The sequence below is a fragment of the Amycolatopsis bartoniae genome (genome assembly GCF_014191255.1).
GTDB classification, from domain to species: Bacteria; Actinomycetota; Actinomycetes; order Mycobacteriales; family Pseudonocardiaceae; genus Amycolatopsis_E; species Amycolatopsis_E bartoniae.
In genome coordinates this window covers 100,848-126,754 of record NZ_JACHWH010000007.1, presented here as the reverse complement: position 1 = coordinate 126,754, position 25,907 = coordinate 100,848, and the positions used below count along the sequence as shown (strand labels likewise).

The following is a 25,907-nucleotide window of genomic DNA, read 5'->3' as shown; positions in this document are numbered from 1 at the left end:
CGTTGGGATCGTACGAGTCCGGGTCGGCGGGTCGCAACCGGTGCCAACGGGCGGGCTCACATGAGCGCCGAATCTTCCCAAATCCCTCCGGTAGAGTTCTGCCCGCATCCGGTTTCCGTTAATTTTGATCTTGGTTGGGAAGTACCGGAATTGCACTTCCGGGCAATGCCGCAGGGGTGTTCAGGCAATTCCATCCTCTTTGAGAAAGCGCTTACCGGATACGCCATCAGCTCGGCGCCAAGCCGATGACAAGTGCGATGGGCGACGGTGGGAGGCGTCCACCCGACGCGACCCTGGAGGTGCGCCGTGACACACGTCGGCATCATCGGAGCGGGCATCGGAGGGCTGTACCTGGCGCTGTACCTCCAGCAGCAGGGCGTCTCCGTCACTCTCCACGCGGACCGCACACCCGACGAGCTCCGGCAGAGCCGGCTGCCGAACACCGCCACGTACTGGTCGGCGATGCGGCAGCGGGAACGGCAGCTCGGTGTCAACCACTGGGACGAGCAGGCGGCGGACTGGAGCGTCCGGCACCTCCACCTCCGCATCGGGCCGGAACCCGAACCGTTGCGCTTCCACGTCGAGCTCGACGAGGCCGGCCTCACGGTCGACCACCGCCTCTACGCGTCGAGGCTGCTGGAGGACTTCGCCGACCGTGGCGGCGAAGTCGTCTACGGGCCGGTGCGGCCGGAGTCGCTGGAGCCCCTGTCGGAGGAGTACGACCTCGTGGTGGTCTCGGCCGGGCGGGGCGGCCTGACCGACCTGTTCCCGCGGCGCGAGGGGGCGGCGAACTTCACTCAGCCGCAACGGTTCCTGTGCAGCGGGATCTACCGGGGGATCGAGCTCCCGCCGCCGGTCGGCACCTACCTGAGCTTCGTGCCCGGCGGGGAGCTGTTCCACGTCCCCGTCATCACGTTCGACGGCAATCGGAGCGTGCTCTTCTTCGAGATCGTGCCCGGCGGGGAGCTCGACGCGCTGCTGAACGTGCGCTACGAGGAAGATCCGCGGAAGTTCGACCGCACCGTGTTGCAGCTTCTGGAAAAGGCCTTCCCGGAGACCCGGGCGCTCGTCGACGACGCGTCGTTCGGCGTGAACCGGCCCCAGGACATCCTGCAGGGCGCGATCACGCCGACCGCACGCCGCGGTTACGCCCAGCTGCCCAACGGAAAGTGGGTCATGGCACTCGGCGACGTGCACGTGGTCAACGACCCCCTGCTGGCGCAGGGCGCGAACGCGGCGTCGGCGTGTGCCTTCCTGCTGGGCGAGGCGATCGTCGCCGACGATCTCGCGTTCGACGAGATGTGGTGCCGCCGCACCGAGGCCGCCCTGTGGGCCTACGCGCAGAACCCGTTCGACTGGACCAACTATATGCTGCGCGACCCGCTGCCGGCCAACGTCGCCCGGCTGATGGCCGCAGCGACCCAGGACCAGCGGGTGGCCGACGAGTTCGGCAACAACTTCGCCACCCCCGAACGCAACTGGAACATCCTCGCCAGCCCCGAGCGGACCGACGCCTACCTGAGCCGGCTGGCGGACGAGGACCGGGCGCGCTGATGGCCCCGGGATCGCCGCCGGTGGTCCGGACAGCCGACCCGGCGCGGGTGCGCTCGGCGTTCCGCCAGCACCCGGAGGGCGTCACGATCATCACGACGCTGGACGAGTTCGGCCACCAGTGGGGCATGACGGCGACGGCGGTCACCGCGGTCTCGCTCGAACCACCGCTCCTGCTGGTGTGCGTCGCGAACCGCTCCGGGCTGATCGGGCCGATGACCGCCGGGGCCGGGTTCGTGGTGCACTTCCTCGCCGGCGGCCAAGCGGAGCTGGCGCACCGGTTCGCCACTCCGCTGGAGGACAAGTTCGCCGGCACCAGCTACCGGTTCGCCCCCAGCGGCTGCGCCCGGCTGAACGGGGTGCTGGCGTCACTGGACTGCGTCGCCCACGACGTGCACCCCGGTGGGGACCACACGATCGTCGTCGGCCGGATCCTCGAGGTAGCACTGGAAGACTCCGCCGGCGACGCACTCGTGTTCTTCGGCGGTGCCATGTCAACTCTGCGAGGAGGTCGATGACCTTGTTGTTCACGTCGGAGTCCGTGACCGAGGGGCATCCGGACAAGATCTGCGATGCGATCAGTGACTCGGTGCTGGACGCGTTGTTGGAGAAGGATCCGCGGAGCCGGGTGGCGGTGGAGACGCTGATCACGACGGGTCAGGTGCATGTGGCGGGTGAGGTCACCACCGAGGCGTATGCGGATATTCCGACGATCGTGCGGGAGAAGATCCTCGACATCGGTTACGACTCTTCGGCGAAGGGGTTCGACGGCAACTCCTGTGGCGTGAACGTCGCGATCGGTGCCCAGTCGCCGGACATCGCGCAGGGTGTCCAGCAGGCACACGTGGCCGACGAGCTGGACCGTCAGGGCGCGGGGGATCAGGGTTTGATGTTCGGCTACGCCTGCTCGGACACCCCGGAGCTGATGCCACTGCCGATCGCGCTGGCGCACCGGCTCTCACAGCGGTTGACCCGGGTGCGCAAGGACGGGGTGTTGCCGTATTTGCGTCCGGATGGCAAGACGCAGGTGACGATCGAGTATGCCGGGGATCAGCCGGTGCGGCTGGACACGGTGGTGCTGTCGACCCAGCACGCGGAGGGCATTGACCTGGAGGCGATGCTGGGGGTGGATATCCGGGAGCAGGTGGTGTCGCCGGAGTTGGCGGGGCTGGAGCTGGACACCACGGACGTGCGGCTGCTGGTGAACCCGACGGGCCGGTTCGTGATCGGTGGCCCGATGGGGGACGCGGGGCTGACCGGGCGGAAGATCATCGTGGACACCTATGGCGGGATGGCTCGTCATGGTGGTGGTGCGTTCTCGGGCAAGGACCCGTCGAAGGTGGACCGCTCGGCGGCGTATGCGATGCGGTGGGTCGCGAAGAACGTGGTGGCGGCGGGGTTGGCCACGCGGGTGGAGGTGCAGGTGGCGTACGCGATCGGGAAGGCGGCGCCGGTGGGGTTGTTCGTGGAGACGTTCGGCACGGAGACGGTGGATCCGTCGAAGATCCAGTCGGCGATCACGCAGGTGTTCGATCTGCGTCCGGCGGCGATCATCCGGGATCTGGACCTGTTGCGCCCGATCTACGCGCAGACCGCCTCCTACGGGCATTTCGGCCGTCCGGAGCTGTCCCTGCCGTGGGAGAACACCGACCGCGCCGACGCGCTCGCCGGGAGCGTGTCGTGAAGATCGCGGTGAGCGGTTCGATCGCGCTGGATCACCTGATGGTCTTTCCCGGGCGGTTCACCGACCAGTTCCTGCCCGGGCGGATGGACAAGGTGTCGTTGTCCTTCCTGGTGGAGGAGCTCGCCGTGCGGCCCGGCGGGGTGGCCGCCAACATCGTCTACGGTCTCGGTTCGCTGGGGGTGCCGTCGGTGCTGATCGGGTCCGTGGGAGCGGATTTCGACGGGCACCGCGGCCGGCTGGAACAGCGCCTGGTGGACACCAAGTCCGTGCACGTCTCGAAAAGCAGGCAGACGGCGCGTTTTCTCTGCACCACCGACGCCGCCCAGAACCAGATCGCGTCGTTCTGCTCCGGGGCGATGGTCGAGATGCGGGACTTGCCACTCGGGCCCGTGGTGGACCGGACCGGTGGCCTCGACCTCGTCGTCGTCAGTCCCAGCGATCCCCGTGCCATGCTCGCGCACACCGTCGAATGCCGGGAACGGGGCATCCCGTTCGCGGCGGACCCGTCGCAGCAGCTGGCGAATGTCGGTGGTGACACGGCAAGGTCCCTTGTGGACGGTGCGACCTACCTGTTCACCAACGAGTACGAGCACGACCTGCTGCTGAACCGGACCGGATGGAGCCACGACGAGCTGCTGGCCAGGGTGGGCGGGTGGATCACGACGCTCGGGGCCGGGGGAGCGAAGGCCGAAACCTCGGGCCGTCCGCCCCTCACCGTGCCCGCGGTACCGGTGGACGAGGAAGTCGATCCGACGGGCGTGGGAGACGCCTTCCGCGCGGGATTCCTGTGGGGCCGGTACTGGCGGCTCGGGGTGGCACGGGCGATGCAGGCCGGCTGCGTGCTGGCGTCGATGGTGCTCGGCAGTCCGGGTGGCCAGGAGTACACAGTGGACAGAGCCGGTTTTTCCGCCTGTGCGGCGCGGGTCTACGGTGGGGAAGCCGCCGGGGAAATCGAGTCGAAGCTGCGCGTGTGAGCCGTTCTCCGGCAAAGAGCTCCCCCACTACCAGAACGGGAATCATGACGATCACTGTGGGAATCAACGGTTTCGGCCGTATCGGCCGCAGCTACTTCCGCGCCCTGCTCAAGTCCGGCGCCGACATCCGGGTGGCCGCGGTGAACGACCTGGCCGATCCGCAGACCCTGGCGAACCTGCTGAAGTACGACAGCGTGTACGGGCCGCTGGCGCAGGAGGTCGCGGTGGACGGCTCGTCGATCAGGGTCGGGAGCACCGAGTTCGAGGTGCTCAGCGAGCGCGACCCGGCGCAGCTGCCCTGGCGCCGCCTCGGCGTCGACGTCGTCATCGAGTCCACCGGCGTGTTCAACGACGCTGCCAAGGCGCGGGCGCACATCGACGCCGGAGCCTCGAAGGTGGTCGTCTCCGCCGCGGCGAAGAACGCCGACCTCACGGTCGTCTTCGGCGTCAACGACGACCTGTACGACCCCGAGAAGCACACGATCGTCTCCAACGCCTCGTGCACCACCAACTGCCTGGCCCCCATGGCGCGGGTGCTGGACGACGCGCTCGGCATCGAGCACGGCACCATGACCACCATCCACGCCTACACGCAGGACCAGAACCTGCAGGACGGCCCGCACAAGGACCCGCGGCGTGCCCGCGCGGCCAACCTCAGCACCATCCCGACCACCACCAACGCCGCCAGCGCGATCGGTCTCGTGCTCCCGAGCCTGCGGGGCAAGCTCGACGGGTACTCGGTGCGCGTGCCCGTCCCCGTCGGCTCGCTGACCGACCTGACCGTGCGGGTGGGCCACGAGACGACGGTGGAGGAGGTCAACTCGCTGTTCCGCAAGGCGGCGGACGGCGAGCTCTCGCGGATCCTGCGCTACACCGCGGATCCCGTCGTCTCGGCGGACATCGTCGGTGACCCGGCGTCGTGTGTCTTCGACTCCCTGCTCACCCAGGTCATCGAGGGACGCCACGTGCACATCTTCGGCTGGTACGACAACGAGTGGGGCTTCTCCAACCGGCTCGTCGACACCACCCGGCTGGTCGCGGGCGTGACTGCCTGACGGGCTCGCCCGTCACCACGTGACGGGCAGTTCGTGCACGCCGTAGACGACCATTTCGTCCTTGTAGCGCAACTGGTCCGCGGGCACGGCGAGGGCGAGGGCCGGCACGCGCCGCAGGAGCGTGCCGTAGACGACCTGCAGTTCGACTCTGGCGAGCGCCTGGCCGAGGCACTGGTGCGGGCCGGAGCCGAAGGCCAGGTGGTGCCGGGGTGCGCGGCGCAGGTCGAGCACGTCCGGCTGGGAGTACACGGATTCGTCGCGATCGGCAATGTCGGTCGCGGCGATCATCCCCTCGCCCTCGCGGATTCGCCGCCCGCCCACCACGAGGTCCGCGGTGGCGGTCCGGCGCCGTCCGATGTGGACGATCGAGAGGTAGCGCAGCAGCTCCTCGACGGCGCCGGGGAGCAGCCCGGGGTCCTCGCGCAGCCGGGCCAGCTGCGCGGGGTGTTCGAGCAGGGCGACGACGCCCAGCGCGATCATGTTCGCGGTGGTCTCGTAGCCGGCGATCAGCAGCAGCTGCCCCATTTCCGCGATCTCCCGCCGGGTCATCCTTCCCGGGGCGAGCCATTCCGCGGCGAGCCTGCCGAGCAGGTCGTCCCCCGGCCCCGCGGTTTTCCGTGCCACCAGGTCGTCCAGGTAGGCCATCAACTCCCGGGCGGCGGCGACGGACTCCGCGGGGGTGACGGCGGGGGAGACCATCGAGCGGCCGGTGCGGTGGAAGAACGCGCGGTCGGCGTAGGGCACGCCGAGGAGTTCGCAGATCACCAGCGAGGACACCGGCAGCGCGAAGGACTCGACGAGATCGGCGGGCCGGGGACCGGCGAGCAGGTGATCGGTCAGCTCGTCGGCGATCCGCTGGATCCCGGGCCGCAGCGTCTCGGCCTGCCGGGCGGTGAAGTGCGGGACGAGGGGGCGGCGGCCCGCGCTGTGCTCGGCCCCGTCACGCCGCATGAACGTCTTCAGCTCGCCACGGGAGGCGGCCATGCTCGGCGTGGGAAAGGGGTAGCCGGGCCGGTCCGTGTCGGCGCTCACCCGCGGGTCACGCAGCATCTCGCGCACGTCGTCGTACCGGGTGACCAGCCACGGCGTGCTGCCGTCCCACAGCCGGACCCGCGACACCGGCTCGGCCGCCTGCAGGCGCGCCAGCTCAGGCGGCGGGTCGAACGGGCAGCGGCGGCGCATCGGGTAGCGGGGTTGCTCCGTCATGGGTCCTCCCGGAAAGGTGGAGCGAGCGCAGCTAGCTTGTGTTTCCTAAGCGGCGGAGCCGCTTGCCGTGGGCCGTCACCTGGCACCGCCGCGGGTTCTGAGGTGGTTCCTCGCGAGGACAGCGCCTCCGTGGTGACCTGGCGGTCATGAGGAGGCGATCCCGGAGCGAGGGGCCGCCTGAGTGAACCAGCCACGCGAAGCGTGCCCGTTGAGGGTGGCGGTGGGCTGGCGGGAGGGGCCGCTACCCGCACCGGCCCGCAAGCCACGTCTGAAACAGTCCCTGACCCTCAACCGACCGTGGGAAGGAACTGTGGGGCGTGGCGGACCGGATCGGCGTGTTCGAAGGCGGCGGCCAGGGACAGCACCCGGGCGTCGGACCAGCGGCCGGCGAAGAACGAGATTCCCAGCGGCAGCTCGCCCGCGTAACCGGCCGGGACGCTGGCGTCCGGGTAGCCCGCGACCGCCGCCGGGGTGGAGGAGCCCAGTTCGTAGCCGACGTCGCCCCGGCCGTAGGTGGTGACCCACGCCGGGCCGTTGGTGGGCGAGACGATCGCATCGAGGTGCTGTGCGGCGAGGGTGTCGTCGATGGATTGCCGCGCCAGCGTGGTCGCCGTCGCGCGGTTGCGCAGGTAGGTGGGGTCGGTGGTGGGCGGCGCGGTGAGGGCCTGCTCGAACAGTTCCTGCCCGAACCTGCTGAGCTCCACCGGGTCCCGCCGGTCGAAGGCGACGAGCCCGGCGATCGTCTGCGGCGCGGCCGGGCGGTGCGCGAGGTAGGCCGGGAGGTCGCGGGCGAACTCGCTGAGCAGCGCGGCGTTCTCCGCGGCGCCGATCTGGTCCTGGTACGGCAGGTCCACGTCGACCACCGTCGCGCCCCGCGCCCGCAGCACGTCCACCGAGTGCTGCACCGTCGCGTCGACGGCCGGGTCGATCCCGGCCTGGCGCCACACGCCGATCCGCGCCCCGCGGAGCGCGTCCGGGGCGAGCAGCCGCGCGTAGTCCGTGGGCTGGCCCTGCGGGTAGCTCAGGGTCGCGGCATCGGCCGGGTCTCGGCCCTGCAGCGCCGAGAGCAGGATGGCGGCGTCGACCGCGTGCCGCGCCATCGGCCCGGCCGTGTCCTGCTCGGCCGAGATGGGGACCACGCCCGTCCGGCTGACCAGGCCCAGCGACGGTTTCAGGCCCACCACCCCGTTCGCGCCGGCCGGGCACACGATCGAACCGTCGGTCTCGGTGCCCACGGCGACCTGCGCCAGCGACGCCGCGACGGCGACGCCCGAGCCGGACGACGAGCCGCACGGGTTCCGGTCCAGCACGTACGGGTTGGCGGTCTGCAGCCCGACGCCGGACCAGCCCGACGTGGAGTTGGTGGAGCGGTAGTTGGCCCACTCCGACAGGTTCGTCTTGCCGAGGACCACCGCGCCGGCCGCACGCAGCCGGGTCACCAGTGAGGCGTCCTGCGCCGGCGGCCGCGCCAGCAACGCCCGCGAGCCCGCGGTGGTTTCGAGGCCGCGGGTGTCGATGTTGTCCTTGAGCAGCACCGGAATCCCGTCGAGGGGGCCGCGCGTGCGGCCGAGCCGCCACCGCAGGTCGCTCGCCGCCGCCTGGGCCAGTGCCGTCGGATCGACCGAGAGCACGGCGTGCACCTTCGGGTCGACCGACCGGATGCGCGCGAGGTAGCGGCCGGTCAGGCGCACCGAGGTGAGCGAGCCGGAGCCCATCATCCGCTGCAGGCTGGGGATCGTGGCGGCGTCGAGGTCGAACGCGGTGTCCGGCGCGGCCGCGAGTGCCGGTGCCGGCACCGTCAGGGGAGCGAGGAGCAGGCACAGGGCGCACAAGAACTGGGCGAGGCGCATCGCCTCACTGAAGTCCTGTGCCGGGCCGTTCGTCAAGACCCGGCGCGGAAACCGACGAACGGACGTTGCCCCGGACGCGGCGCGAACCTAGTCTTTCCGGACTGGGCAAGGAAGCCGGACGCCGTGGAGGTAGCCATGGTGAGCGGAGAACTGACCCGTCGCGGCCTGCTGCGCGCGTCGCTGCTGGGCGGTGGTGTGCTCGCCCTCGCTGCCCGCGGTGGCGTGGCCGCGGCCGATCCGCGCCCGGCGCTGGACGCCGGAGCCGCACGGGTGCTGGCCACCACACGCCGCCCGTGGTTTCCCGCGAGGTGGTTCCGCGTCACGGACTTCGGGGCCGCCGGGGACGGGCGCACCGACTGCACGACGGCGTTCCGGCACGCGATCGAGGCGTGCCACCGGGCGGGTGGCGGGCATGTCCTCGTGCCGCCCGGGAACTACGCGACCGGCGCGATCCACCTGCTCAGCAACGTCGACCTGCACCTCGAACAGGGCAGCCGGATCCTGTTCAGCACCGACCCGGCCGCCTACCTGCCCGTGGTGTACACCCGCTGGCAGGGCATCGAGTTCATGAACTATTCGCCGCTGGTCTACGCCTTCGGGCAGCGCAACATCGCCATCACCGGCGCCGGGGAGCTGGACGGCCAGGCCGACGCGACGCACTGGTGGGACTGGAAGACGCCGAGCGACCAGGAGTTCGCCGTGCTGGAGGCGCAGGCGAACGCCGGAGTGCCCGTGCCGCAACGGGTTTTCGGTCCCGGCTTCCACTTCCGGCCGCTCTTCGTGCAGCCCTACCGGTGCGACACCGTGCTGATCGAAGGGGTCACGTTCCGCAACAGCCCCGCGTGGCACCTCAACCCCGTGCTGTGCCGGAACGTCGTCGTGGACGGGGTCACCGTCGCCTCCTCCGGGCCCAACACCGACGGGTGCGACCCCGAGTCGTGCGACGGCGTGGTCGTCACCGGCTGCTCGTTCGACACCGGCGACGACTGCATCGCGATCAAGGCGGGCCGCAACACCGACGGCAGGCGGGTGAACGTGCCCTGCCGCGACGTCCTGATCGAGCGCAGCAGCTTCGCCGACGGCCACGGCGGGGTCACCATCGGCAGCGAGATGACCGGTGGCGTGCGCGACGTCTACGCCCGCGACCTGACCATGAACAGCCCCAACCTGCGCAGCGGCCACCGCATCAAGACGAACTCGGTGCGTGGCGGGTACGTCGAGAACGTCCACTTGGGACGGATCACCGCCGGCACGATCGGCGGCCCCGTGCTGCTCGTCGACTACAGCTACGGGGAAGGCGACACCGGGGAGTACCCGCCCACGGTCACGGACATCAACCTGAGCGAGTGGACGGTGCAGGCGTGCGAGCAGGGCTGGCAGATGGCCGGCTATCCGGAGGACCCGATCGGGCGGGTGGCGCTGACCGACGTCACGATCGCGTCGATGTCCGGGACGAACGTCGCCGAGTACGTCCGCGACCTCGAACTGCGCCGGGTGAGCATCGGCGGGCGGCCCGTCACGGGCACCTGACGTAGGCTGAGCGGATGTCGAGGGCTGTCGCGCCGGTGCAGACTCCCGGACGCCGCAGGCGATCCGAACTCAAGAAGGCCGCGATCCTGGACGCGGCGGAGGCGCTGTTCGTCGCCGACGGCTACGAACGGGTGAGCGTCGACGCGATCGCGGCCCGCGCGCAGGTCTCCAAGCGCACCGTCTACGACCACTTCGGCGAGAAGGAAGCGATCTTCCTGCGGGTGCTCGAACGCGTCAACGACGCGCTGACCGAGACCATCCGCGTCGCGATCGAGGAGGAGCTGCCGCCGGGACGCGACCTGCGCGAGGCGTTGACGGCCTTCGGGAAACGGGTCGTCACCGAGGCGTTTCCGTCGCCCGACTACCTGACCTTCCAGCGGCTGACCTCGCGGCAGTCGTCGGTGCCCCGGCTGAGCGAGGACGCCCGCGACCGGCCCGAGCGGATGCTCGAAGAGCGCTTCGCCGCGCTGGCCGCCGGCGGTGAGATCCGCACCGAGGACCACCGCCTCGCCGCGCGGCACTACACGGCTTTGACGATCAGCCTCGCGCTCGACGCGTTCGACGGCGCCGACCCGGCTGAGCCCCTGGCGACCATCACCGCCGGGGTCGACGCGTTCCTGCGCGCCTACCGCTGATCGCCCTCGCGACGGCGCTCCGCAGAAATCCACACCGTGTAGTGTGGTTTTTGCGAGAAGGGAGCGCACGTGACGAAATCCCAGTCAGGCGCCGGTATCCGGGCGCGCGGTCTCACCAAGCGGTACGGGAACAAGGTCGTGGTCGACGACCTGTCCTTCACCGCGCGCCCGGGGGTGATCACCGGGTTCCTCGGGCCCAACGGAGCGGGCAAGAGCACCACCATGCGCATGCTCCTGGGGCTGGTCAGGCCCACCCGGGGCACCATCACGATCGGCGGCCGGGCCATCACCGAGCTCGACGACCCGGTGCACACCATCGGCGCGCTGCTGGACGCGCGGGCCGTCCACCCCCAGCGCACGGCGTCCGACCACCTCCTCGCGTTCGCGCAGACCGCGGGGCTGGGCCGGAAGCGGGTCGAGGAGGTGCTGGACCTCGTCGGCCTGACCGCCGCGGCCTCCCGCCGGGCGGGGGAGTTCTCGCTGGGGATGAACCAGCGCCTGGGCATCGCGACGGCCCTGCTCGGCGACCCCGGGGTGCTGGTGTTCGACGAGCCGCTGAACGGCCTGGACCCCGAAGGCATCCGGTGGGCGCGCACCCTGATGCGGAACCTGGCGGCCGAGGGGCGCACCATCCTGTTCTCCAGCCACCTGATGTCCGAGATGGAGCTGACCGCGGACGATCTCGTGGTGATCGGCCAGGGCAGGCTCGTCGCCGAGGCCACGCTGGAGGAGTTCGTGCGGACCCACACCACGCAGGTCGTCACGGTCTCCTCGCCGGCGCCCCAGAACCTCGCGCGGGCGCTGGAGCGGGCCGGTGCCGCGTTCGAGCGCGGTGACCACGGCAACTTCCTGGTCACCGGTGCCGACACCGCCGTCGTCGGCAAGATCGCCGCGGCCGAGGGGATCGTCCTGGACGAGCTGACCCGCGTCCGCGAGTCACTGGAGGACGTGTTCCTCCGGCTCACCCACGACGTCACCGAGTACGAAAGCCGGGCCGCATGAAGCTCCTTGCCGTGATTCCCAGCAGGAACACGATCCGGTCCGAATGGACGAAGCTGCGCAGTGTCCGCAGCACCTGGATCCTCGTCGCCAGCGCCGTCTTCTCGGGCGTCGCGCTCAGCGTGCTCGGCATGTCCGACCTGCTCGGCGTGCCGGCGTCGCAGGTGCCGCCCGGCTGGGACCCGACCGCGGGCAGCCTCAAGGGTTTCCTCTTCGCGCAGCTCGTCATCGGGATGCTCGGCGCGTTCAGCGTCACGCCCGAGTACGCCAGCGGGCTGATCGGCAGCAGCCTCGCGGTGGTACCGGCGCGCTCGCGCCTGCTGGTGGCGAAGACGCTCGTCGTGGCGGCGATCGCGTTCGTCACGAGCCTGCTCACGACGGTAATCAGCTTCACCGTCGTGCAGGTGAGCGTCAAGGGCGCCGGTCTGCCCGCCGCCGGTCTCGGCCAGCCCGGTGTCTTCGGTGCGCTCGTCGGCGCCACGCTGTACCTGACGTTCGTCGCGCTCATCGGAGTGGCGGTCGGGGTGCTGACCCGGTCGAGCACCGGCAGTCTCGCCGTCCTCGTCGGCGCGCTCCTGCTCGTGCCCGCGCTGGCTCCGGGACTGCCTGGGGCGGTGGGCGACGCGTTCGGCCGGTACTGGCCGATCACCGCGGGGCAGGCCGCGTACACCGTGGTCCCGGTCGAGGGCGCGGTCTCGCCGGGGTCGGGTCTCGTCATCCTCCTCGTGGCGGCGGTGGTCGTCACCGTCGTGGGTCACGCCGCCTTCCGTGCCAGGGACGTCTGACCGGTTCTTGCAACGTGTGCAAATCGGCAGTACGCTCTTTTCAAACGATGGCAAAGTGGCCGCGTTGAGTACCGGAGCCAGCGGCCCTTCCCTGCGGCAAGCAGGCGCCGGGCGGGGCCGGGTGCTCGGACGGGTTCAGCGGGACGGCGAGCGAGCTGTCCGGGGTCGCGGTGCCGTCCTGTCCGAGGAGTGAGGTCCATGGCCCCTGGTCCCCAGGCTTTCCGTCACCACTCTCGTAAACGGCGCGGCGCGCTGTTCGCCGCCGCCCTGTTGACCGCCGCCGTCGCCGTTCCGGCCGCCACCGCCGGCGCGGCCACGACGTCCGGCGGCGTCCTCTACCGCCCGAGCACCGCGAGCGGGTCCACGGAGGACGCGAGCTACCCGCGCGTGATCCGCCTCGAACACAGCGGCAGCGCCAACGGCACGCTGCTGGCCACGTTCTCCCACTCCGGCACGGGTGTGGCGAAGGCGAACTTCCCGGTCTACCGCTCCACCGACAACGGCGTCACCTGGACCTCCGCGCCGATCGGCACGGTCACCGACACCCAGCACGGCTGGGACCTCGACGGCCCGACACTCTACGAACTCCCGCAGGCCGAAGGCTCGCTCCCGGCGGGCACGCTGCTCGCCGCGGGCACCGCGTGGAACCACGGGGACTACACGCAGCAGGCCGTCGAGGTGTTCGTCTCCACCGACCAGGGCGCGCACTGGACCTACCGCAGCTCGTGTGCCGCGGAGTCGGGCACGGCCAACACGATCGGCCACGGCATCTGGGAACCGGAGTTCATGGTCACCGGCCACGGGCTGATCTGCTACTACTCCGACGAACGCCCGTCGGCGAACAACTACGCCCAGGTCCTCGCGCACACCGTCTCCACCGACGGCGGCCTCACCTGGGGCGGCGAGGTCTACGACGTCGCACTGCAGAACGGCGTCGACCGGCCCGGCATGACCACGGTGGTCGCGCTGCCCAACGGCACCTACGCGATGACGTACGAGGACTGCAAGGCCGGTGCCGACCCGGACCAGGCGTGCGACGTCTATCTCAAGACCTCGTCCGACGCCGAGTCGTGGAACCCGGGCAGCCTCGGCACCCGCATCGAGACCAGCGACCACCGGTTCCTGCTCCACACGCCGTATCTGACGTGGTCGCCGGCGGGCGGTCCCAACGGGACACTCATCGCGTCCGGGCAACGGGTGGTCGCGGGCACCGACGGCTCGCTCGCGATCCAGCGGGAGGACGGGCATGTGCTGTTCGTGAACCGGAACCTCGGCTCCGGTGCCTGGCAGGAGATCACCACCCCGGTCACGACGGCGCCCACCGGCGGTTACGACGCGGGGGAGACGGCGTGCGCGGGGTACAGCTCACCGCTGCTCGCCGCGGCGTCCGGGAACACGTTCCTCATGCTGGCGGGCACGCATCTGGCCACGGGCAAGTGCGAGACTGACTTCGGCACGGCGACGCTGCCGAACGCGCAGGGCACCATCACCGGCCCCGGTGACACGGGCAAATGCGTCGACGTCAACACCAACACGTCGGTCAACGGCAACGCGGTGCAGCTCTACACCTGCGGTGTCGCCACCGGTCAGCAGTGGTCGCTGGAGACCGACGGCACGGTCCGCGCCTACGACAAGTGCCTCAACGTCGTGAACGGCGGCACCGCCAACTCGTCCAAAGTGGAGCTTCGCGACTGCCTGGGCACGGGCGCCCAGCAGTGGCAGGCCCGCGCCGACGGGTCGCTCTACAACCCGCAGTCGGGTCGCTGCCTGGACGACCCGGCGGCGCAGACCGCGGACGGCACGCAGCTGCAGATCTACGACTGCAACGGTTTGTTCACGCAGGTGTGGCACGTGCCCGCCTGAGCCTGGGTGAACAACGAGGAGGCCGGTCCATTGTGGACCGGCCTCCTTCGTGTTCTCGCTCAGTCGCGTCCGCCGCGCCGGTTCAGCTCCTCCACCACGGCCGCGTCCACGAACGTCCGTGCCGCCACCCGGTCTCCGGCCACCAGCCACAGGTGCAGCCGCGCCGGACCGCCGGGCGCCGGAACCGTCAGCGGCACCGCGGCACTGAGCCGGAACGGCTCCGCCCGCACTGCACGGGAGTCCGCGGCCACCGCGGGCAGGCCACGCGAGCCCGACGCCCCCCACGCGGCGTGCAGGGTGCCGGTGACCGGCGTCCGGCCGGTGTGCGAGACGTGCACGTCCAGCGTCAGCGGCCCGGCGGGCACCGCGATGTCGGCTCCCGCGTGCGCGGGCACGAGGTCCACCACCAGGGTGGTCGGCGCGAACGCGTCGGCCGGGTTCAGCCCGCCCCAGTCCTTGGGCCTGCGGTGCGCGTCCAGCAGGCCCGCCATCTCGTGCTCCACGTCCGTCAGCTCGGTGTAGATGTAGCCCGCGAACCGGTCGTGCCGGCGGATCTCCTGTGTCTGCCAGCGCACGTGCCACGCCCGCTCCAGGCTCGTGAAACCCGCGCCGAACTCACTGTTGAGGATCGGCACCCCAGAACGGGGGAACCCGGGCGAACCGTAGAAGGACTTGTCGACGACGAAGTCCGAGCTGAGCTTCACCTCGAACGTCTCTCGTTCGCCGGACGCGAGCGCGGCGAGGTTTTCCGCCCAGGCACGGGGATCCTCGTCGTAGTAGTGCCAGTCGACCAGGTCCGTCTTCACGTGCGCCCAGCCGGAGTTCTCCACGATCGGCCGGGTGTCGTCGAGCGAGCGCATGAGGTCGTACGCGTGCGTGGCCGCGGCGGCCCGCTCCGGGCTGCCCGGGATGTCCCAGTCGAGGCCCCATTCCTCGTTGTACAGCCCCCAGATCACGATCGACGGGTGGTTGCCGTCGCGGCGGACCAGGTCGGGCAGCTGCGCCTCGAACCCCGCCACCGCGGCCGGGCTGAACCGGCTCGGGCACGGCGGTTCCGCCCACACCAGCATCCCCGTCCGGTCGGCGTGGTCGAGCCAGCGCGGTTCCTCGAACTTGAGATGCTTGCGCACCAACGAGAAGCCGAGCTCGCGGGCGAGGTCGAGATCACGCACCAGCGTTTCGCCGTCCGGTGCGGTGAGGCCGGTCTCCGGCCAGTACCCCTGGTCCAGCACGCCCCGGACGTAGAGCCGTTCCCCGTTGAGGTACAACGCTTCGCCGCGGGTCTCGATCCGCCGCAGCCCGCCGGTCACGGTGAGCCGGTCGGCCTCCCGCCCTTCGCCCACGGTCAGCGCGATGGAGTAGACGTGTGGCGACTCCGGGCTCCACAACCGGGGAGACCCCACCTCCAGCCTGCCCTCGAACCGGCCCCCGGCCACCGGAAGCACGGTTTCGTGGCCTTCGAGCAGGGCGACGACCCGCGCGGTACCGGGAGCATCACCGGCGAGTTCGCCGGCGATGTCGAAGCCCGTCAGCGAGTCCCCGCGCACGGAGACGTCCGCGACGTACGTACGGCCGCGCGCCTCCAGCCACACGCTCTGCCAGATCCCGGACGTCGGCGTGAACGAGACACCGTCGTAGTCGTCGCGGGGGATGGAACGCTGCTTGCCGTGCGGGATCTCGCGTTTGTCCGCCGGGGCGTCCACCTCGACGGTCAGCTCCGCGGGCCGCCCCGGTTCGAGCACGCCGGTCACGTCGAACTCGAACGAGCTGTGCCCGCCGACGTGCTCGCCCACGGGCAGCCCGTCGACCGAGACGGCCGCCCGGTGGTGCACGGCGCCGAAGCACAGCACCACCCGGCGGCCCGCCCACTCGTCCGGCACGGTCACGGTGCGCGAGTAGACGCCGTGCTCCAGCCAGGTGCGCCGGACGCCGGAAGCGGCCGTCTCCCAGGCGAACGGGACGGTGATCGACGCGGGCGCGCCGTCGTCCGCGGTGAACCGCCAGCGGCCGTTGAGGCTCAGCCACTGCGCGGAGCGGTCCCGGTCGGGCCGCGGGTATTCCGGCCGGGGCACCGCCTCCGCGACGAGCGGGTCGGCGGCGTTCTCGGCAATCGTCATGGTGTCTCAGCCCTTTACGCTTCCGGCGAGGATGCCGTTGATGAAGTGCTTCTGCAGCACGATGAACAGGATCAGCAGCGGGACGAGCGCGATCGACGCGGCGGCGAGCAGCTCACCGGTGATGGTCGCGTAGTCGGCGCCCACCTTGTGGCCCGAGATGTTCTGGGCCAGCGTCACCAGCACCACCTGGAGGGTGGCCATCCGGCTCGAACTGGCCGCCACCACCGGCCACACGACGTCGTTGTAGATGTTCATGATCGTCAGCACCCCGAGCCCCGCCAGGCCCGACCGGATCGCCGGCAGGATCACGTGCCAGAAGATGCCGAACTCGCCGCAGCCGTCCACGCGGGCGGCGTCGAGCAGCTCGTCCGGCACCGCCGCGATCACCTGGCGCATCCAGAAGATCGCGAAGGCGTCGACCGAACCGGGCAGGATCAGCGCCTGGTAGGTGTTCACCCAGCCGAGCTCCTTCATCTCCAGCAGCAGCGGGATGATCAGCACGATCGTGGGGAGCATCAGCGTCAGCAGCACGGCGCCGAAGATCAGGTTCTGGCCGCGGAAGCGGTACTTCGCGAACGCGTAGGCCGCCAGCGGGGCGAAGAACATCGTGATCGCGCCCTTGCAGACCAGCACGACGCCGGTGTTGACGAAGCCGCTGCCGAGGGGCACGTCCTGGAACATCCCGCGGAAGTTGGCCAACGTCAGGTGCGCCGGGTCGAAGACGAGCGGGTGCCGGACGATCTCGTCCGCCGGCTTGAACGCGGACAGCAGCGCCCACACCACGGGCGCGAGCAGGGCCACGGTCACCACGAGCAGGAACACGTGCGAGCCGATCAGCGGACGCCCGGTCCGCCGGCCGCGGACGTCGAGAGTGGTCACGGGTCAGTCCTCCGCTCGGAGCAGCCGGACGAACAGCAGCGACACCGCCATCACCACGATCACCAGCAGGAACGAGTTCGCCGCTCCGGTGCCGAGATCCGCGCGGGTGATGTGGTTGTAGAGGTAGAGCCCTGCCGTCGTGGTCGAGTTGTAGGGCCCGCCCTTCGTCACCACGTACGGCTCGGTGAACATCTGGAACACCGCCAGCGTCTGCAGCACCACGCTGAACATCACCGAGCGGCGCAGCAGCGGCACGGTGATGCTCCACAGCTGCCGCACCCGGCCCGCGCCGTCGAGCGACGCCGCCTCGTACAGCCCGCCATCGATCTGCTGAAGTCCGGAAAGGATGATCAGCACCACGAAACCGGTTGTCTTCCAGATGAACAGCAGCGCGAGCGTCGGCTTGGCCCACCCGCTGGTGACGAGCCAGCCGACCGGGGGCAGGCCGAGCGCGCGGAGCACCGCGTTCACCGGACCGTAGTTCTGGTCGAACAGCACGACCCAGATCTGGGCGACCGCCACCAGCGGTGTCACGAACGGCACGACGAACGCCACCCGGTAGAAGCCGCGCATCCGCTTGATGGCGCCCAGCAGCACCGCGACGACCACCGACAGCACCAGCTGCACCGGCACGACCAGCAGCCACAGCACCCCGGAGTTGCCCAGGGACGACCAGAAGGCGCCGTTGGTCAGCAGGTAGCGGTAGTTGCCGAAGCCGACCCACTGCGCGGCGCCCGAACCGTGCCAGTCGGTGAAGCTCAGGCGCAGCGTGAAGAACAGCGGGTAGACGCCGAACGCGAGGAACACCAGCACGAACGGCAGGACGAACGCGTACGGCGCGAGGCGGCGGCGCCACGGCGAAGTGCGCCTTCGCCGTGACGCCTCCACCGCGGGAGGCGTGGTCGTTTCCCGGAACACCGTCGCCGGCACGGGCCTCGTGGTCATTTGCGCTCGATCAGGTTCGTCTGGATGTCCTTGCTCGCCTGGTCGATGACCTGCTGCGGGGTCATGCTGCCGTCCAGCATCTTCTGCAGGTCGGTGCCCAGGTAGTCGACCGCGCCCGACCACCAGACCGGGAGCGGCGCGCCACCCGGAATCTGCCGGCCCGCTTCGACGGCGGTCTGCCACAGATCCTGGCCGCCCATCCCGTCGATCGGCTTGAACAGCGGCTTCGCCGGATCGGCGGCCGGGCCGTAGGCCGGGATGGACGTGTTCGTGCCGCCCGGGTAGACGGAGTTCGGGCCGTAGACGGCGGTGTAGCCGGCCTGGTCGAACGTCAGGAACCGGTAGAACAGCCAGGCCAGCTGCGGGTTCTTGCTGTCCTTGGGGATCACGAACGACGAGCCGCCCATCGCGCCGCCGCGTGCGCCGCCGGCGGACCACGCGGGCAACGGCATCGCGCGCCAGTCGCCCTTCGTCGCGGTCAGCTGTTGCTGGGGGGCGTAGTCGAACCAGATCGCCCACGGGTAGAAGACCTCGTCACCGGAGTCCAGCGCGCCCACGTCACTGGGCTTGAGGTACTCCGCGCGAGTGCCGAGGCCCTCCTTCCGCACCGTGTCGAGCCAGGTCAGGATCTGGTGGTACGGCGCGGAGTCCAGCCGCAGCGTGCCGTTCGCGTCCGCCAGGCTGGTGCCGAGCTGGCTGGCGTACATTTCGAGCTGGAGCTGGCTGTTGAAGCTGTCCTGCTCCAGATGGATCGGCTTGGCGCCGGGCTTGTACTGCTGGTACTTCTTCGCCGCGGCGAGCAGGTCGTCGTAGGTCTTGATCCCGTTCGGATCGATCCCGGCCGCGCTCAGCGCCTTCGCGTTGTAGAACAGCAGTCCGGGGTCGAGGTCGAACGGCACGCCGTAGATACCGCCGTTGACGGTGTTGACGTCGACCTTCTGCTTCGCGATGTCCTTGACGTAGGGCGCGAGCACGTCCTTGAGGTTCCACAGGTGGTCGACGTACCCGCCGACCTTCGCGTCGTCCAGGAAGACGCCGTCGGGCACGTCGGTGCCGGTGATCAGCGTGTTCTGGAGCTTGGAGTCGATGTCGACGGCTTCGTGGTGGACGGTGACGCCCGGGTACTTCTCGGTGAACTTCTTGATCGCCGCGTCGAAGACCTTGAACAGGTCGCCGGAGCGGTCCCAGATCGTGATCTCGCCCTTCGGCGAGTCCTCGGCCGGGGCCTGCAGCACCGCACCGTTCGCGGTCGAGCCGCTGCCGGAGCCGATGTCCGGGCCACAGGCGGTCAGCCCGGCGACGAGCAGGGCCGCGGCGGCCAGGGTGGCGCCGCGGCGGGGGAGCAGGCGTCCTCCCTGCCGGGAAATGGGCTTCATGGCACTCCTTTGTGCGAGTTTGCCAACGTGCGCAAAAGATACGGCATGCTTGCGCACGTTGCAAACGCTACGATGACGGGTCGACGAAGGGAGTGACATGGCGGTCACGCTGCGGGACGTCGCGGATCGGGCGGAGGTCTCCGTGCGCACCGTGTCGAACGTCGTCAGCGGTTACGAGCACGTGAGCGACAAGATGCGCCAGCGCGTGCTCCGGGCCATCGACGAGCTCGGCTACATCCCGAACCCGGTGGCGCGGACGCTGCGCACCGGGAAGACCGGCCTGCTGTCGCTGGTGGTGCCCGAGATCGACGTGCCGTACTTCAGCCAGCTCGCCCGCGAGGTCATCGACGCCGCCGGTCACCTCGGGTTCCAGGTGATGATCGACCAGACCGGGCACGACCACGAGCGGGAACGCCAGCTGTTGCGCGGCGGGGGCCGGCGCAACCTGTTCGACGGGATGCTGTTCGCGCCACTGGCGACCCGCGACGAGCTGCGCGACGTGGACCCGGCCCGGTCGTCCCCGCTGATCCTGCTCGGCGAGCACGTCTTCGACCACCGCTTCGACCACGTGGCGATCGACAACGTCGTCGCGGCCCACGACGCGACCTCGCACCTGCTCGACCGCGGCCGCACCCGCATCGCGGCGATCGGCGCGCAGCCGAAGGAGACATACTCGACGCCGCTGCAGCGCACGGAGGGGTTCCGCAAGGCGCTGCGGGAACGCGGGCTGGAGCCGGTGAACGCGCTGGAGCGCACGGCCGCCCACTACGGCCGCGCCGACGGGTACGCGGCCGCCGTGTCCTTACTGCGTGGTTCGCCCCGGCCCGACGCGATCTTCTGCTATTCGGACCTGCTGGCGATGGGCGCGATCCGCGCGGTGTTCGACGCGGGGCTGCGGGTCCCGGAGGACGTGGCGGTCATCGGCGTCGACGACATCGAAGAGGGCCGGTATTCGCGGCCGTCACTGAGCACGGTGTCGCTGGACACGCCCTTCATCGCCCGCACCGCGGTGTCCCGCCTCGCCGCGCGGATCGAGGACCCGTCGCTGCCGGCGGAGGAGTTCATCGCGCCGCACGCGCTGATCCCGAGGGAAAGCACGGAAACCCGGCCGAAGCGGGAGTGACCGGGTTTCCGGGCGCGGCAGTCAGCGCCGCACGCTGAAGTTGTACGTGGCGTACCGGCGCTTGTCGCTGCCCGCGTCCTCCCACGAGTAGCCGTGCCGTCCCACGTGTTCGAGCCGGATGCGGGTGTCGGCCATCACCTGGAAGCCCGTGCGGCGCGCCCGCTCGGAGAACGCGTAGTCCTCGCCGAGGTACCAGCTGCCCCCGCCGTCCGGGATGATCATCGGCAGGAAGTACGGCACCGACGGGCGGCCGAAGCGCTCGTTGCACACCGGGAGTTGTTCGTGCACCTGGATCTTCTCGTACACCTCGCGGTGGGTGAGCAGGAAACCCGTTGCGGCGTAAAGGATCTCCATCAGCCCGCCGCCCTCGCCGAACAGCACGCGCTCGGTTTCCGGCAGCAGGTGGCAGGCCAGCGCGCGCAGCCCCTTCTTCGGGTAGATCCCGCACACCATCGGCAGTTCGTGCTCGCGCAGCATCTCCACCGCGTCGGCGGTGAAGCCGATGTCCGAGTCGATCCACAGCAGCTCGTCGAAGCCGTCGGCGAGCGCGTCGGTGGCCATCTGGCTGCGGCCCTGGTCGATCGCGGCGTACCCGGAGACCTGGCGCACCTGGTAGCCGCGGGCCTCCAGCTGGCCGAGGCCCCTGGCGCACTCGGGCTCGACGTGGCTGCCCACCGGCACCAGCACCACACAACGGGAGGGGTCCATCGAAACTCGGTCCGTCCTAGTAGTCGATCAACGGGAAGTCGGCGCGCGCCTGCTCGAACTGCGCGGCCCACTCGTCCGGCCAGCCGAAGGCGCGCCTGGCCAGCGGCCGCAGGTCCGCGCCCGCGGCGCCGCTGGTGAAGTGGACGTACTCGCCCCAGTTCAGCTGCCCGCGGTACCGCGTTCCGCCTTCGGTGGGGAAGTGCTGGGCCAGCAGACGGAAGAAGGAGACCATCACCTTCGCGTGGCCGCCGTCGGTCCACAGTGGATGGAACCAGTCGCGGAACCAGTGGGTGCCCGGGCGCGGGAAGTCATCGCTGCCCTTCGTGAAGTCCGCGCGCAGCCGCCGGGCGTGCCGGGGCAGGTCCAGCGCCACGTACAGGTCGTACTGGAAGAACTCGGCCCACTTCGAGTCACCCCAGATGCCGAAGGCGGGGGAGCCCTGGACGCCGTTGTTCACCGACTCCACGACGTGCGCGATCTCGTGGCTGGGCAGGTCGAACGCGCCGTCGTGGCGCTCGGTCCACGGCCCCGGCCCGCAGTCGCTGACGTTGCGGTGGTCGTGCGAGGCGTCGGTGTGGTAGCCCGGGTGGCCGCCGGAGTACCGGTGGCCGTGGTGGATCGAGTACAGCCGGGCGTCCGGCCCGAACGTGCCGCCGTAGGTGGCCTTGCTGTACCGCCAGATGTCGCTCACGTAGCCCAGCAGCCACCGCGTGCCGTTGCGGTTGACGTCCTCGTCGAGGTAGATCGCGGCGTGTTCGTCGTGCTGCGACAGGGTGAGCAACCGGTCGTGCTCGTGCCAGTGCTCGCGCCAGCGGACGGGCGGCTCGCAGGTGGCGGCGCTCCAGGAGGTGTCGCGGCCCAGTGGGTTGTCCAGCACCTGGTACGCGCCGGGGTCGATCGGAAAGCTCACGAGGAGAAGGTACGACCGCAGCCGGGCGCGTGGTCGTCACCGCCGCGCCCGGCGGCGGAAGTTCGGGATAGCCCTCACGGGCGGGCCGTGCTGGTGGCTCAGCGGGTCGGCAGCAGCAGGGTGAAGGTGGGCGGCGCGGGCCGGGACAGCCAGAGCCGCCCTCCTTCCGCCTCCGCGAGGCTGCGCGCGAGCCCGAGTCCGATCCCGCTGCCCGAACCGGCGCGGCGCCGGAACACGTCCACGTCGTCGGGAATGCCAGGGCCCTCGTCGGCGACGTCGACGGCCAGCACCTCCCCGGCGTCGCGGGCAGTGATGGTCACCGTGCCGCGACCGTGGGTCAGCGCGTTGTCCAGCAGGACGGCGAGGATCTGCCGGACGGCGGCCTCGGCCGCGCGCGGCGCCGGGGCGCCGTCCGCGGTCACGCGCAGCTCCCGGTCCTGCGCGGCGAGCAGCCCGCGCCAGCCGTCGCCGACCTCGGTGAGCAGTTTGTCCAGGTCGGCGGCCGGGGCGGTGCTGGTGCCGCGGGCGAGGGTGAGCAGGTCGTCGATCGTGCGCTCCAGCCGGTCGGCGGTCGCGATGCCGTCGGCGACGGCGGCGGACAGGTCGGCGCCGGGGGAGTCCAGCGCGGCTTCGAGCTGGAGGCGCAGCCCGGCCAGCGGCGTGCGCAGCTGGTGAGAGGCGTGGGCGGAAAAGGCGCGTTCACGTTCGAGCATCCCGCCGATCCGCCCGGCCGTCGTGTCCAGGGCCGAGCCGACGGCGTCGATCTCGGGCACGCCCGCGGTCGGGGCCCGCACCGTGACGTCGCCTTCGCCGAGCCGGCGCGCCGCGACGGCGAGCTGCTCCAGCGGGCGCGCGAGCCGGGCGGCCATCCGGCGGGCCACCAGCCAGGTGAGAGCGAGCGCGGCGGCGGCCAGCCCGGCCATCACCAGCCAGGTCGCGCCGGTGCGCAGGTACACCTCGGTGCGCGGGGTCGCCGCGCGCACGACACCGACGAACACGTGGTTGTCGGTCACCGGGACCGCGAAGGTGAGCTCGCCGCCGCCGTCGCCGCGGGCCGGGCTCCCGCCGGCCGCCCGCCGCACCACCGTGTCCGCCGTGGACGGCCCGTCCCCGGCGAGCAGCCGCCCGTCCGGGGCGTAGACGGCCAGCCCGGCGCTGGGCACCCGCACCGACGCCGGGTCGTCGGCGAGCGGGTCGGCCACCGCCAGCGCGGTCGCGTCCGCGGCCCGTTCGAGCTCGCCGCGCTCGTCGTCGAGGTAGTACTTCGCCACCCCGGCCGCCAGCGGCAGCCCGAACAGGCTGATGGCCAGCATCGCCGCGGCGACCGTCAACGCGACGATCCTCCTGCGCATCGTCACTCCCCGGGGCGTTCGAGCCGGTAACCGTGCCCGCGCAGCGTCGAGATCCGGGGCACTCGTGCTTCCGAGGGCGCGGCGTCGGCGAGTTTCCGGCGCAGGGCGGCGATGTGCACGTCGAGCGTCTTGGTCGAGCCGTACCAGTGCGCGTCCCACACGTCGGTCATGAGCTCGTCGCGGCTGACCGCGGCGCCCGGGCTCCCGGCGAGCCGGGCCAGCAGGTCGAACTCCTTGGCCCGCAACGGAACCTCGGTGCCGTCGAGGTACACCCGCCGCGCCGGCACGTCGATCCGCAGTGGACCGACCTCGAGCTCACCGGACGCCGCGGCCGCGCCCCGGCGCAGGTGCGCGCGCACGCGGGCGAGCAGCTCACCGAGGCGCACGGGCTTGGTGAGGTAGTCGTCCGCACCGGCCTCCAGCCCGACGATCACGTCCATCTCGTCCTGCCGCGCGGTGAGGATCACCAGCACCGTCTGCGGCTGGCCCGCCCGCAGCCTGCGGCACACCTCGACCCCGTCGAGGTCGGGCAGGCCCAGGTCGAGCAGCACGAGGTCGAAGTCCTGACCGGCCGCCGCGCCCAGCCCGCCGCGACCCGTCCGCTCCCACCGCACGGAGAACCCGTGCCGGCGCAGGCTCGAATCGAGCACCCGCCCGATCGTCTCGTCGTCCTCCACCAGTAGCAGCCGCGCCATGACCGCAGGGTAAACGCCGAAGTCGGCGCCCGCCCAGCGATGAGCCTGCGCTTACCGCCGGTTGGCCGTCCGCTAACCCAGGGCGGGCGAGACTGCGTTCGTGTTCGTTCTCGCCCTGAACCCCCTGGACCCGCACAGCCTGCTGGCCACCTTCGGCCCGCTGGGGGTGGCGCTCGTCCTGTTCGCCGAAACCGGTCTGCTGATCGGGTTCTTCCTGCCCGGCGACTCGCTGTTGTTCACCGCCGGCCTGCTCTGCGCGACCACGGCGGACGCCACGCTGCACCTGTCGCTGCCGTGGGTGCTCGTCGCGGCCGCCGCCGGTGCGCTGCTCGGCGCCCAGACCGGTTACCTGATCGGGCGCCGGGCGGGACCAGCACTGCTCGACCGTCCCGGCCGGCCGCGGTTGCAGGCTGCGACCGCGCGGGCACGGGAAGCCCTGGACGGCTACGGCGTGGGCAAGGCCGTCGTGCTCGCCCGGTTCATCCCGTTGGTGCGGACCGTGCTCAACCCGCTGGCCGGGGCACTCCGGGTGCCGGCGCGCACGTTCACCCTGTGGCAGGCGGTTGGGGGACTGATCTGGTCGCTCGGCGTCACGACGGCCGGGTACCTGCTGGGCAGCCGGATTCCGGGCATCGACACCTACCTGCTGCCGATCATCGGCGTGATCGTGCTGCTGTCGCTCGTACCCGTCGCCCGTGAGCTGTGGCGGGCGCGGCGCAAGGTGGGGGAGACCCGATGAGCCTCAGCTATCTCGAAGCCGTCGTCGTCGGCGCCTTCCAGGGCGTCACCGAGCTGTTCCCCGTGTCCAGCCTCGGGCACAGCGTGCTCGTCCCCGCGCTCGTCGGCGGGCAGTGGGCGCGTGACCTCGACGTGTCCGCGCCGGAGTCGCCGTACCTCGCGTTCATCGTCGGCCTGCACGTGGCCACCGCGGCGGCGCTGCTGGTGTTCTTCCGGCGTGACTGGGCCCGCATCATCGGCGGTTTCCTCACGTCGGTCCGCCACCGGCGGGTCGAAACCCCGGCCGAACGGCTCGCCTGGCTGATCATCCTCGCCACCATTCCGGTCGGGATCGCCGGGTTGTTGCTGGAACACCTCTTCCGGACCGTGCTGGGCAGACCGCTGCCCTCGGCGATCTTCCTGATCGTGAACGGGATCGTGCTGTACCTGGGCGAACGGCTCCGGCGCCGCGCCGAGGTCGTCGACACGTCCACTGTGGACGCATCGGTGACGGGCACACGGACCGTCGTACTGCCCAAGGTGGAGGAGTCACCGGACGACCGCCTGGCGCGGCTGTCGTTCGGCCGGGGCGTGCTGATCGGTTCGGCGCAGATCCTGGCCCTGCTGCCGGGAATCAGCCGCTCCGGGGCCACGATGGTGGCCGGCCTGACCCGTGGTCTGTCCCACGAGGACGCGGCGCGTTTCTCGTTCCTGCTGGCCACGCCGGTGATCCTGGCCGCGGGTGCGCTGAAGATCCCCGACCTGACGGGCCCGCTCGGCGCCGGCATCCACGGCCCGATCCTCGCCGGCAGCCTCGCGTCGTTCGTCACGGCCTACCTGGCCGTGCGGTTCCTGACCCGGTACTTCCACACCCGCACCCTGACCCCGTTCGCGGTCTACTGTGGACTGGCCGGCCTCGCCGGAGTGCTGTGGCTTTCACTGGCGTGAGCGGA

General features: G+C 70.9%; 23 protein-coding genes. 13 read left to right on the top strand and 10 right to left on the bottom strand.

Features of this window, described 5'->3' with window-relative positions; genetic code table 11:
- Positions 1–306: 306 nt before the first annotated feature.
- Genes FHX82_RS27565 through gap form a run of 5 tightly spaced genes read left to right on the top strand, consistent with a single transcriptional unit; the run spans position 307 to position 5,264 of the window.
- Positions 307–1,554 carry a styrene monooxygenase/indole monooxygenase family protein gene (locus FHX82_RS27565; protein WP_145933369.1) on the top strand — a complete coding sequence of 416 codons (1,248 nt, stop codon included), beginning with the start codon at positions 307–309 and terminating at the stop codon, positions 1,552–1,554.
- The gene (locus tag FHX82_RS27560) at positions 1,554–2,069 is read left to right on the top strand and encodes a flavin reductase family protein (RefSeq protein ID WP_145933370.1); all 516 of its coding nucleotides are present in this window, start codon (positions 1,554–1,556) and stop codon (positions 2,067–2,069) included. Before FHX82_RS27565 ends, FHX82_RS27560 begins: the two co-directional genes overlap by 1 nt.
- Positions 2,066–3,235 (top strand): methionine adenosyltransferase, encoded by a 1,170-nt coding sequence (metK, locus tag FHX82_RS27555; protein ID WP_183176871.1) that lies wholly within the window; start codon positions 2,066–2,068, stop codon positions 3,233–3,235. Before FHX82_RS27560 ends, metK begins: the two co-directional genes overlap by 4 nt.
- A complete protein-coding gene (locus tag FHX82_RS27550) occupies positions 3,232–4,209 on the top strand; it encodes a carbohydrate kinase family protein (protein WP_145933371.1) in 978 nt (325 codons plus the stop codon). Before metK ends, FHX82_RS27550 begins: the two co-directional genes overlap by 4 nt.
- A gap of 44 nt (positions 4,210–4,253) precedes the next feature.
- Positions 4,254–5,264: a type I glyceraldehyde-3-phosphate dehydrogenase gene (gene gap, locus FHX82_RS27545; protein WP_145933372.1), complete on the top strand. Its 1,011-nt coding sequence runs from the start codon at positions 4,254–4,256 to the stop codon at positions 5,262–5,264.
- Positions 5,265–5,276: 12 nt separating this feature from the next.
- Here the strand turns inward: gap and FHX82_RS27540 are convergent, their stop codons facing one another.
- Both FHX82_RS27540 and FHX82_RS27535 read right to left on the bottom strand, forming a co-directional pair.
- Positions 5,277–6,470, bottom strand: a complete 1,194-nt coding sequence (locus FHX82_RS27540; RefSeq protein ID WP_145933373.1) for a cytochrome P450 — start codon at positions 6,468–6,470, stop codon at positions 5,277–5,279.
- Between the two features lie 287 nt (positions 6,471–6,757).
- Positions 6,758–8,320, bottom strand: coding sequence for an amidase (locus FHX82_RS27535; RefSeq protein ID WP_145933374.1), 1,563 nt, complete (start codon positions 8,318–8,320; stop codon positions 6,758–6,760).
- Positions 8,321–8,455: 135 nt separating this feature from the next.
- Here FHX82_RS27535 and FHX82_RS27530 point away from each other — a divergent pair, with 135 nt between their 5' ends.
- From FHX82_RS27530 to FHX82_RS27510, 5 genes are all read left to right on the top strand, one after another.
- Entirely contained in the window at positions 8,456–9,850 is a 1,395-nt protein-coding gene (locus tag FHX82_RS27530) for a glycoside hydrolase family 28 protein (RefSeq protein WP_145933375.1), read from the top strand.
- A 14-nt stretch (positions 9,851–9,864) separates the two neighbouring features.
- On the top strand, positions 9,865–10,485 hold the full coding sequence (locus FHX82_RS27525; protein ID WP_145933376.1) for a TetR/AcrR family transcriptional regulator: 621 nt from the start codon (positions 9,865–9,867) through the stop codon (positions 10,483–10,485).
- A 69-nt stretch (positions 10,486–10,554) separates the two neighbouring features.
- Complete coding sequence (locus FHX82_RS27520; protein WP_229881141.1) at positions 10,555–11,487, top strand: ABC transporter ATP-binding protein; 933 nt, start codon at positions 10,555–10,557, stop codon at positions 11,485–11,487.
- An 11-nt stretch (positions 11,488–11,498) separates the two neighbouring features.
- Entirely contained in the window at positions 11,499–12,269 is a 771-nt protein-coding gene (locus FHX82_RS27515) for an ABC transporter permease (protein WP_183176870.1), read from the top strand.
- A 198-nt stretch (positions 12,270–12,467) separates the two neighbouring features.
- On the top strand, positions 12,468–14,132 hold the full coding sequence (locus FHX82_RS27510; protein WP_229881142.1) for a sialidase family protein: 1,665 nt from the start codon (positions 12,468–12,470) through the stop codon (positions 14,130–14,132).
- Positions 14,133–14,191: 59 nt separating this feature from the next.
- Here FHX82_RS27510 and FHX82_RS27505 read toward each other — a convergent pair whose 3' ends face one another.
- The 4 genes from FHX82_RS27505 to FHX82_RS27490 are packed head-to-tail and all read right to left on the bottom strand — an operon-like array spanning position 14,192 to position 19,449.
- A complete protein-coding gene (locus FHX82_RS27505; protein ID WP_145933378.1) occupies positions 14,192–16,249 on the bottom strand; it encodes a glycoside hydrolase family 2 protein in 2,058 nt (685 codons plus the stop codon).
- Positions 16,250–16,255: 6 nt separating this feature from the next.
- Positions 16,256–17,128 (bottom strand): carbohydrate ABC transporter permease, encoded by an 873-nt coding sequence (locus FHX82_RS27500; RefSeq protein ID WP_145933379.1) that lies wholly within the window; start codon positions 17,126–17,128, stop codon positions 16,256–16,258.
- 3 nt (positions 17,129–17,131) lie between these two features.
- A complete protein-coding gene (locus tag FHX82_RS27495) occupies positions 17,132–18,073 on the bottom strand; it encodes a carbohydrate ABC transporter permease (RefSeq protein WP_145933380.1) in 942 nt (313 codons plus the stop codon).
- A complete protein-coding gene (locus tag FHX82_RS27490; RefSeq protein ID WP_145933381.1) occupies positions 18,070–19,449 on the bottom strand; it encodes an ABC transporter substrate-binding protein in 1,380 nt (459 codons plus the stop codon). Before FHX82_RS27490 ends, FHX82_RS27495 begins: the two co-directional genes overlap by 4 nt.
- A 97-nt stretch (positions 19,450–19,546) precedes the next feature.
- Between FHX82_RS27490 and FHX82_RS27485 the strand changes: the two genes are divergently transcribed.
- Positions 19,547–20,572 carry a LacI family DNA-binding transcriptional regulator gene (locus FHX82_RS27485; protein WP_145933382.1) on the top strand — a complete coding sequence of 342 codons (1,026 nt, stop codon included), beginning with the start codon at positions 19,547–19,549 and terminating at the stop codon, positions 20,570–20,572.
- Between the two features lie 21 nt (positions 20,573–20,593).
- On the opposite strand, the gene FHX82_RS27480 is transcribed toward FHX82_RS27485, so the two are convergent.
- The 4 genes from FHX82_RS27480 to FHX82_RS27465 all read right to left on the bottom strand — a co-directional run bounded on the left by FHX82_RS27480 (position 20,594) and on the right by FHX82_RS27465 (position 24,237).
- Positions 20,594–21,280, bottom strand: coding sequence for a hypothetical protein (locus FHX82_RS27480; protein ID WP_145933383.1), 687 nt, complete (start codon positions 21,278–21,280; stop codon positions 20,594–20,596).
- A 16-nt stretch (positions 21,281–21,296) separates the two neighbouring features.
- On the bottom strand, positions 21,297–22,190 hold the full coding sequence (locus tag FHX82_RS27475; RefSeq protein ID WP_145933384.1) for a hypothetical protein: 894 nt from the start codon (positions 22,188–22,190) through the stop codon (positions 21,297–21,299).
- Positions 22,191–22,288: 98 nt separating this feature from the next.
- Positions 22,289–23,542, bottom strand: coding sequence for a HAMP domain-containing sensor histidine kinase (locus FHX82_RS27470; protein WP_145933385.1), 1,254 nt, complete (start codon positions 23,540–23,542; stop codon positions 22,289–22,291).
- A 2-nt stretch (positions 23,543–23,544) separates the two neighbouring features.
- A complete protein-coding gene (locus tag FHX82_RS27465) occupies positions 23,545–24,237 on the bottom strand; it encodes a response regulator transcription factor (RefSeq protein ID WP_145933386.1) in 693 nt (230 codons plus the stop codon).
- 100 nt (positions 24,238–24,337) lie between these two features.
- Between FHX82_RS27465 and FHX82_RS27460 the strand changes: the two genes are divergently transcribed.
- Positions 24,338–24,976, top strand: coding sequence for a DedA family protein (locus FHX82_RS27460; RefSeq protein WP_229881144.1), 639 nt, complete (start codon positions 24,338–24,340; stop codon positions 24,974–24,976).
- A complete protein-coding gene (locus FHX82_RS27455) occupies positions 24,973–25,902 on the top strand; it encodes an undecaprenyl-diphosphate phosphatase (RefSeq protein WP_145933387.1) in 930 nt (309 codons plus the stop codon). Before FHX82_RS27460 ends, FHX82_RS27455 begins: the two co-directional genes overlap by 4 nt.
- Positions 25,903–25,907: the final 5 nt, after the last annotated feature.

Coding starts and splice junctions, on each gene's coding strand:
- FHX82_RS27535 (WP_145933374.1), bottom strand. CDS start 8,320: ATGCGCCTCGCCCAGTTCTTGTGCGCCCTGTGCCTGCTCCTCGCTCCC.
- FHX82_RS27525 (WP_145933376.1), top strand. CDS start 9,865: ATGTCGAGGGCTGTCGCGCCGGTGCAGACTCCCGGACGCCGCAGGCGA.
- FHX82_RS27510 (WP_229881142.1), top strand. CDS start 12,468: ATGGCCCCTGGTCCCCAGGCTTTCCGTCACCACTCTCGTAAACGGCGC.
- FHX82_RS27505 (WP_145933378.1), bottom strand. CDS start 16,249: ATGACGATTGCCGAGAACGCCGCCGACCCGCTCGTCGCGGAGGCGGTG.
- metK (WP_183176871.1), top strand. CDS start 2,066: ATGACCTTGTTGTTCACGTCGGAGTCCGTGACCGAGGGGCATCCGGAC.
- FHX82_RS27485 (WP_145933382.1), top strand. CDS start 19,547: ATGGCGGTCACGCTGCGGGACGTCGCGGATCGGGCGGAGGTCTCCGTG.
- FHX82_RS27540 (WP_145933373.1), bottom strand. CDS start 6,470: ATGACGGAGCAACCCCGCTACCCGATGCGCCGCCGCTGCCCGTTCGAC.
- FHX82_RS27530 (WP_145933375.1), top strand. CDS start 8,456: ATGGTGAGCGGAGAACTGACCCGTCGCGGCCTGCTGCGCGCGTCGCTG.
- FHX82_RS27455 (WP_145933387.1), top strand. CDS start 24,973: ATGAGCCTCAGCTATCTCGAAGCCGTCGTCGTCGGCGCCTTCCAGGGC.
- FHX82_RS27495 (WP_145933380.1), bottom strand. CDS start 18,073: ATGACCACGAGGCCCGTGCCGGCGACGGTGTTCCGGGAAACGACCACG.
- FHX82_RS27470 (WP_145933385.1), bottom strand. CDS start 23,542: ATGCGCAGGAGGATCGTCGCGTTGACGGTCGCCGCGGCGATGCTGGCC.
- FHX82_RS27560 (WP_145933370.1), top strand. CDS start 1,554: ATGGCCCCGGGATCGCCGCCGGTGGTCCGGACAGCCGACCCGGCGCGG.
- FHX82_RS27465 (WP_145933386.1), bottom strand. CDS start 24,237: ATGGCGCGGCTGCTACTGGTGGAGGACGACGAGACGATCGGGCGGGTG.
- FHX82_RS27480 (WP_145933383.1), bottom strand. CDS start 21,280: ATGGACCCCTCCCGTTGTGTGGTGCTGGTGCCGGTGGGCAGCCACGTC.
- FHX82_RS27490 (WP_145933381.1), bottom strand. CDS start 19,449: ATGAAGCCCATTTCCCGGCAGGGAGGACGCCTGCTCCCCCGCCGCGGC.
- gap (WP_145933372.1), top strand. CDS start 4,254: ATGACGATCACTGTGGGAATCAACGGTTTCGGCCGTATCGGCCGCAGC.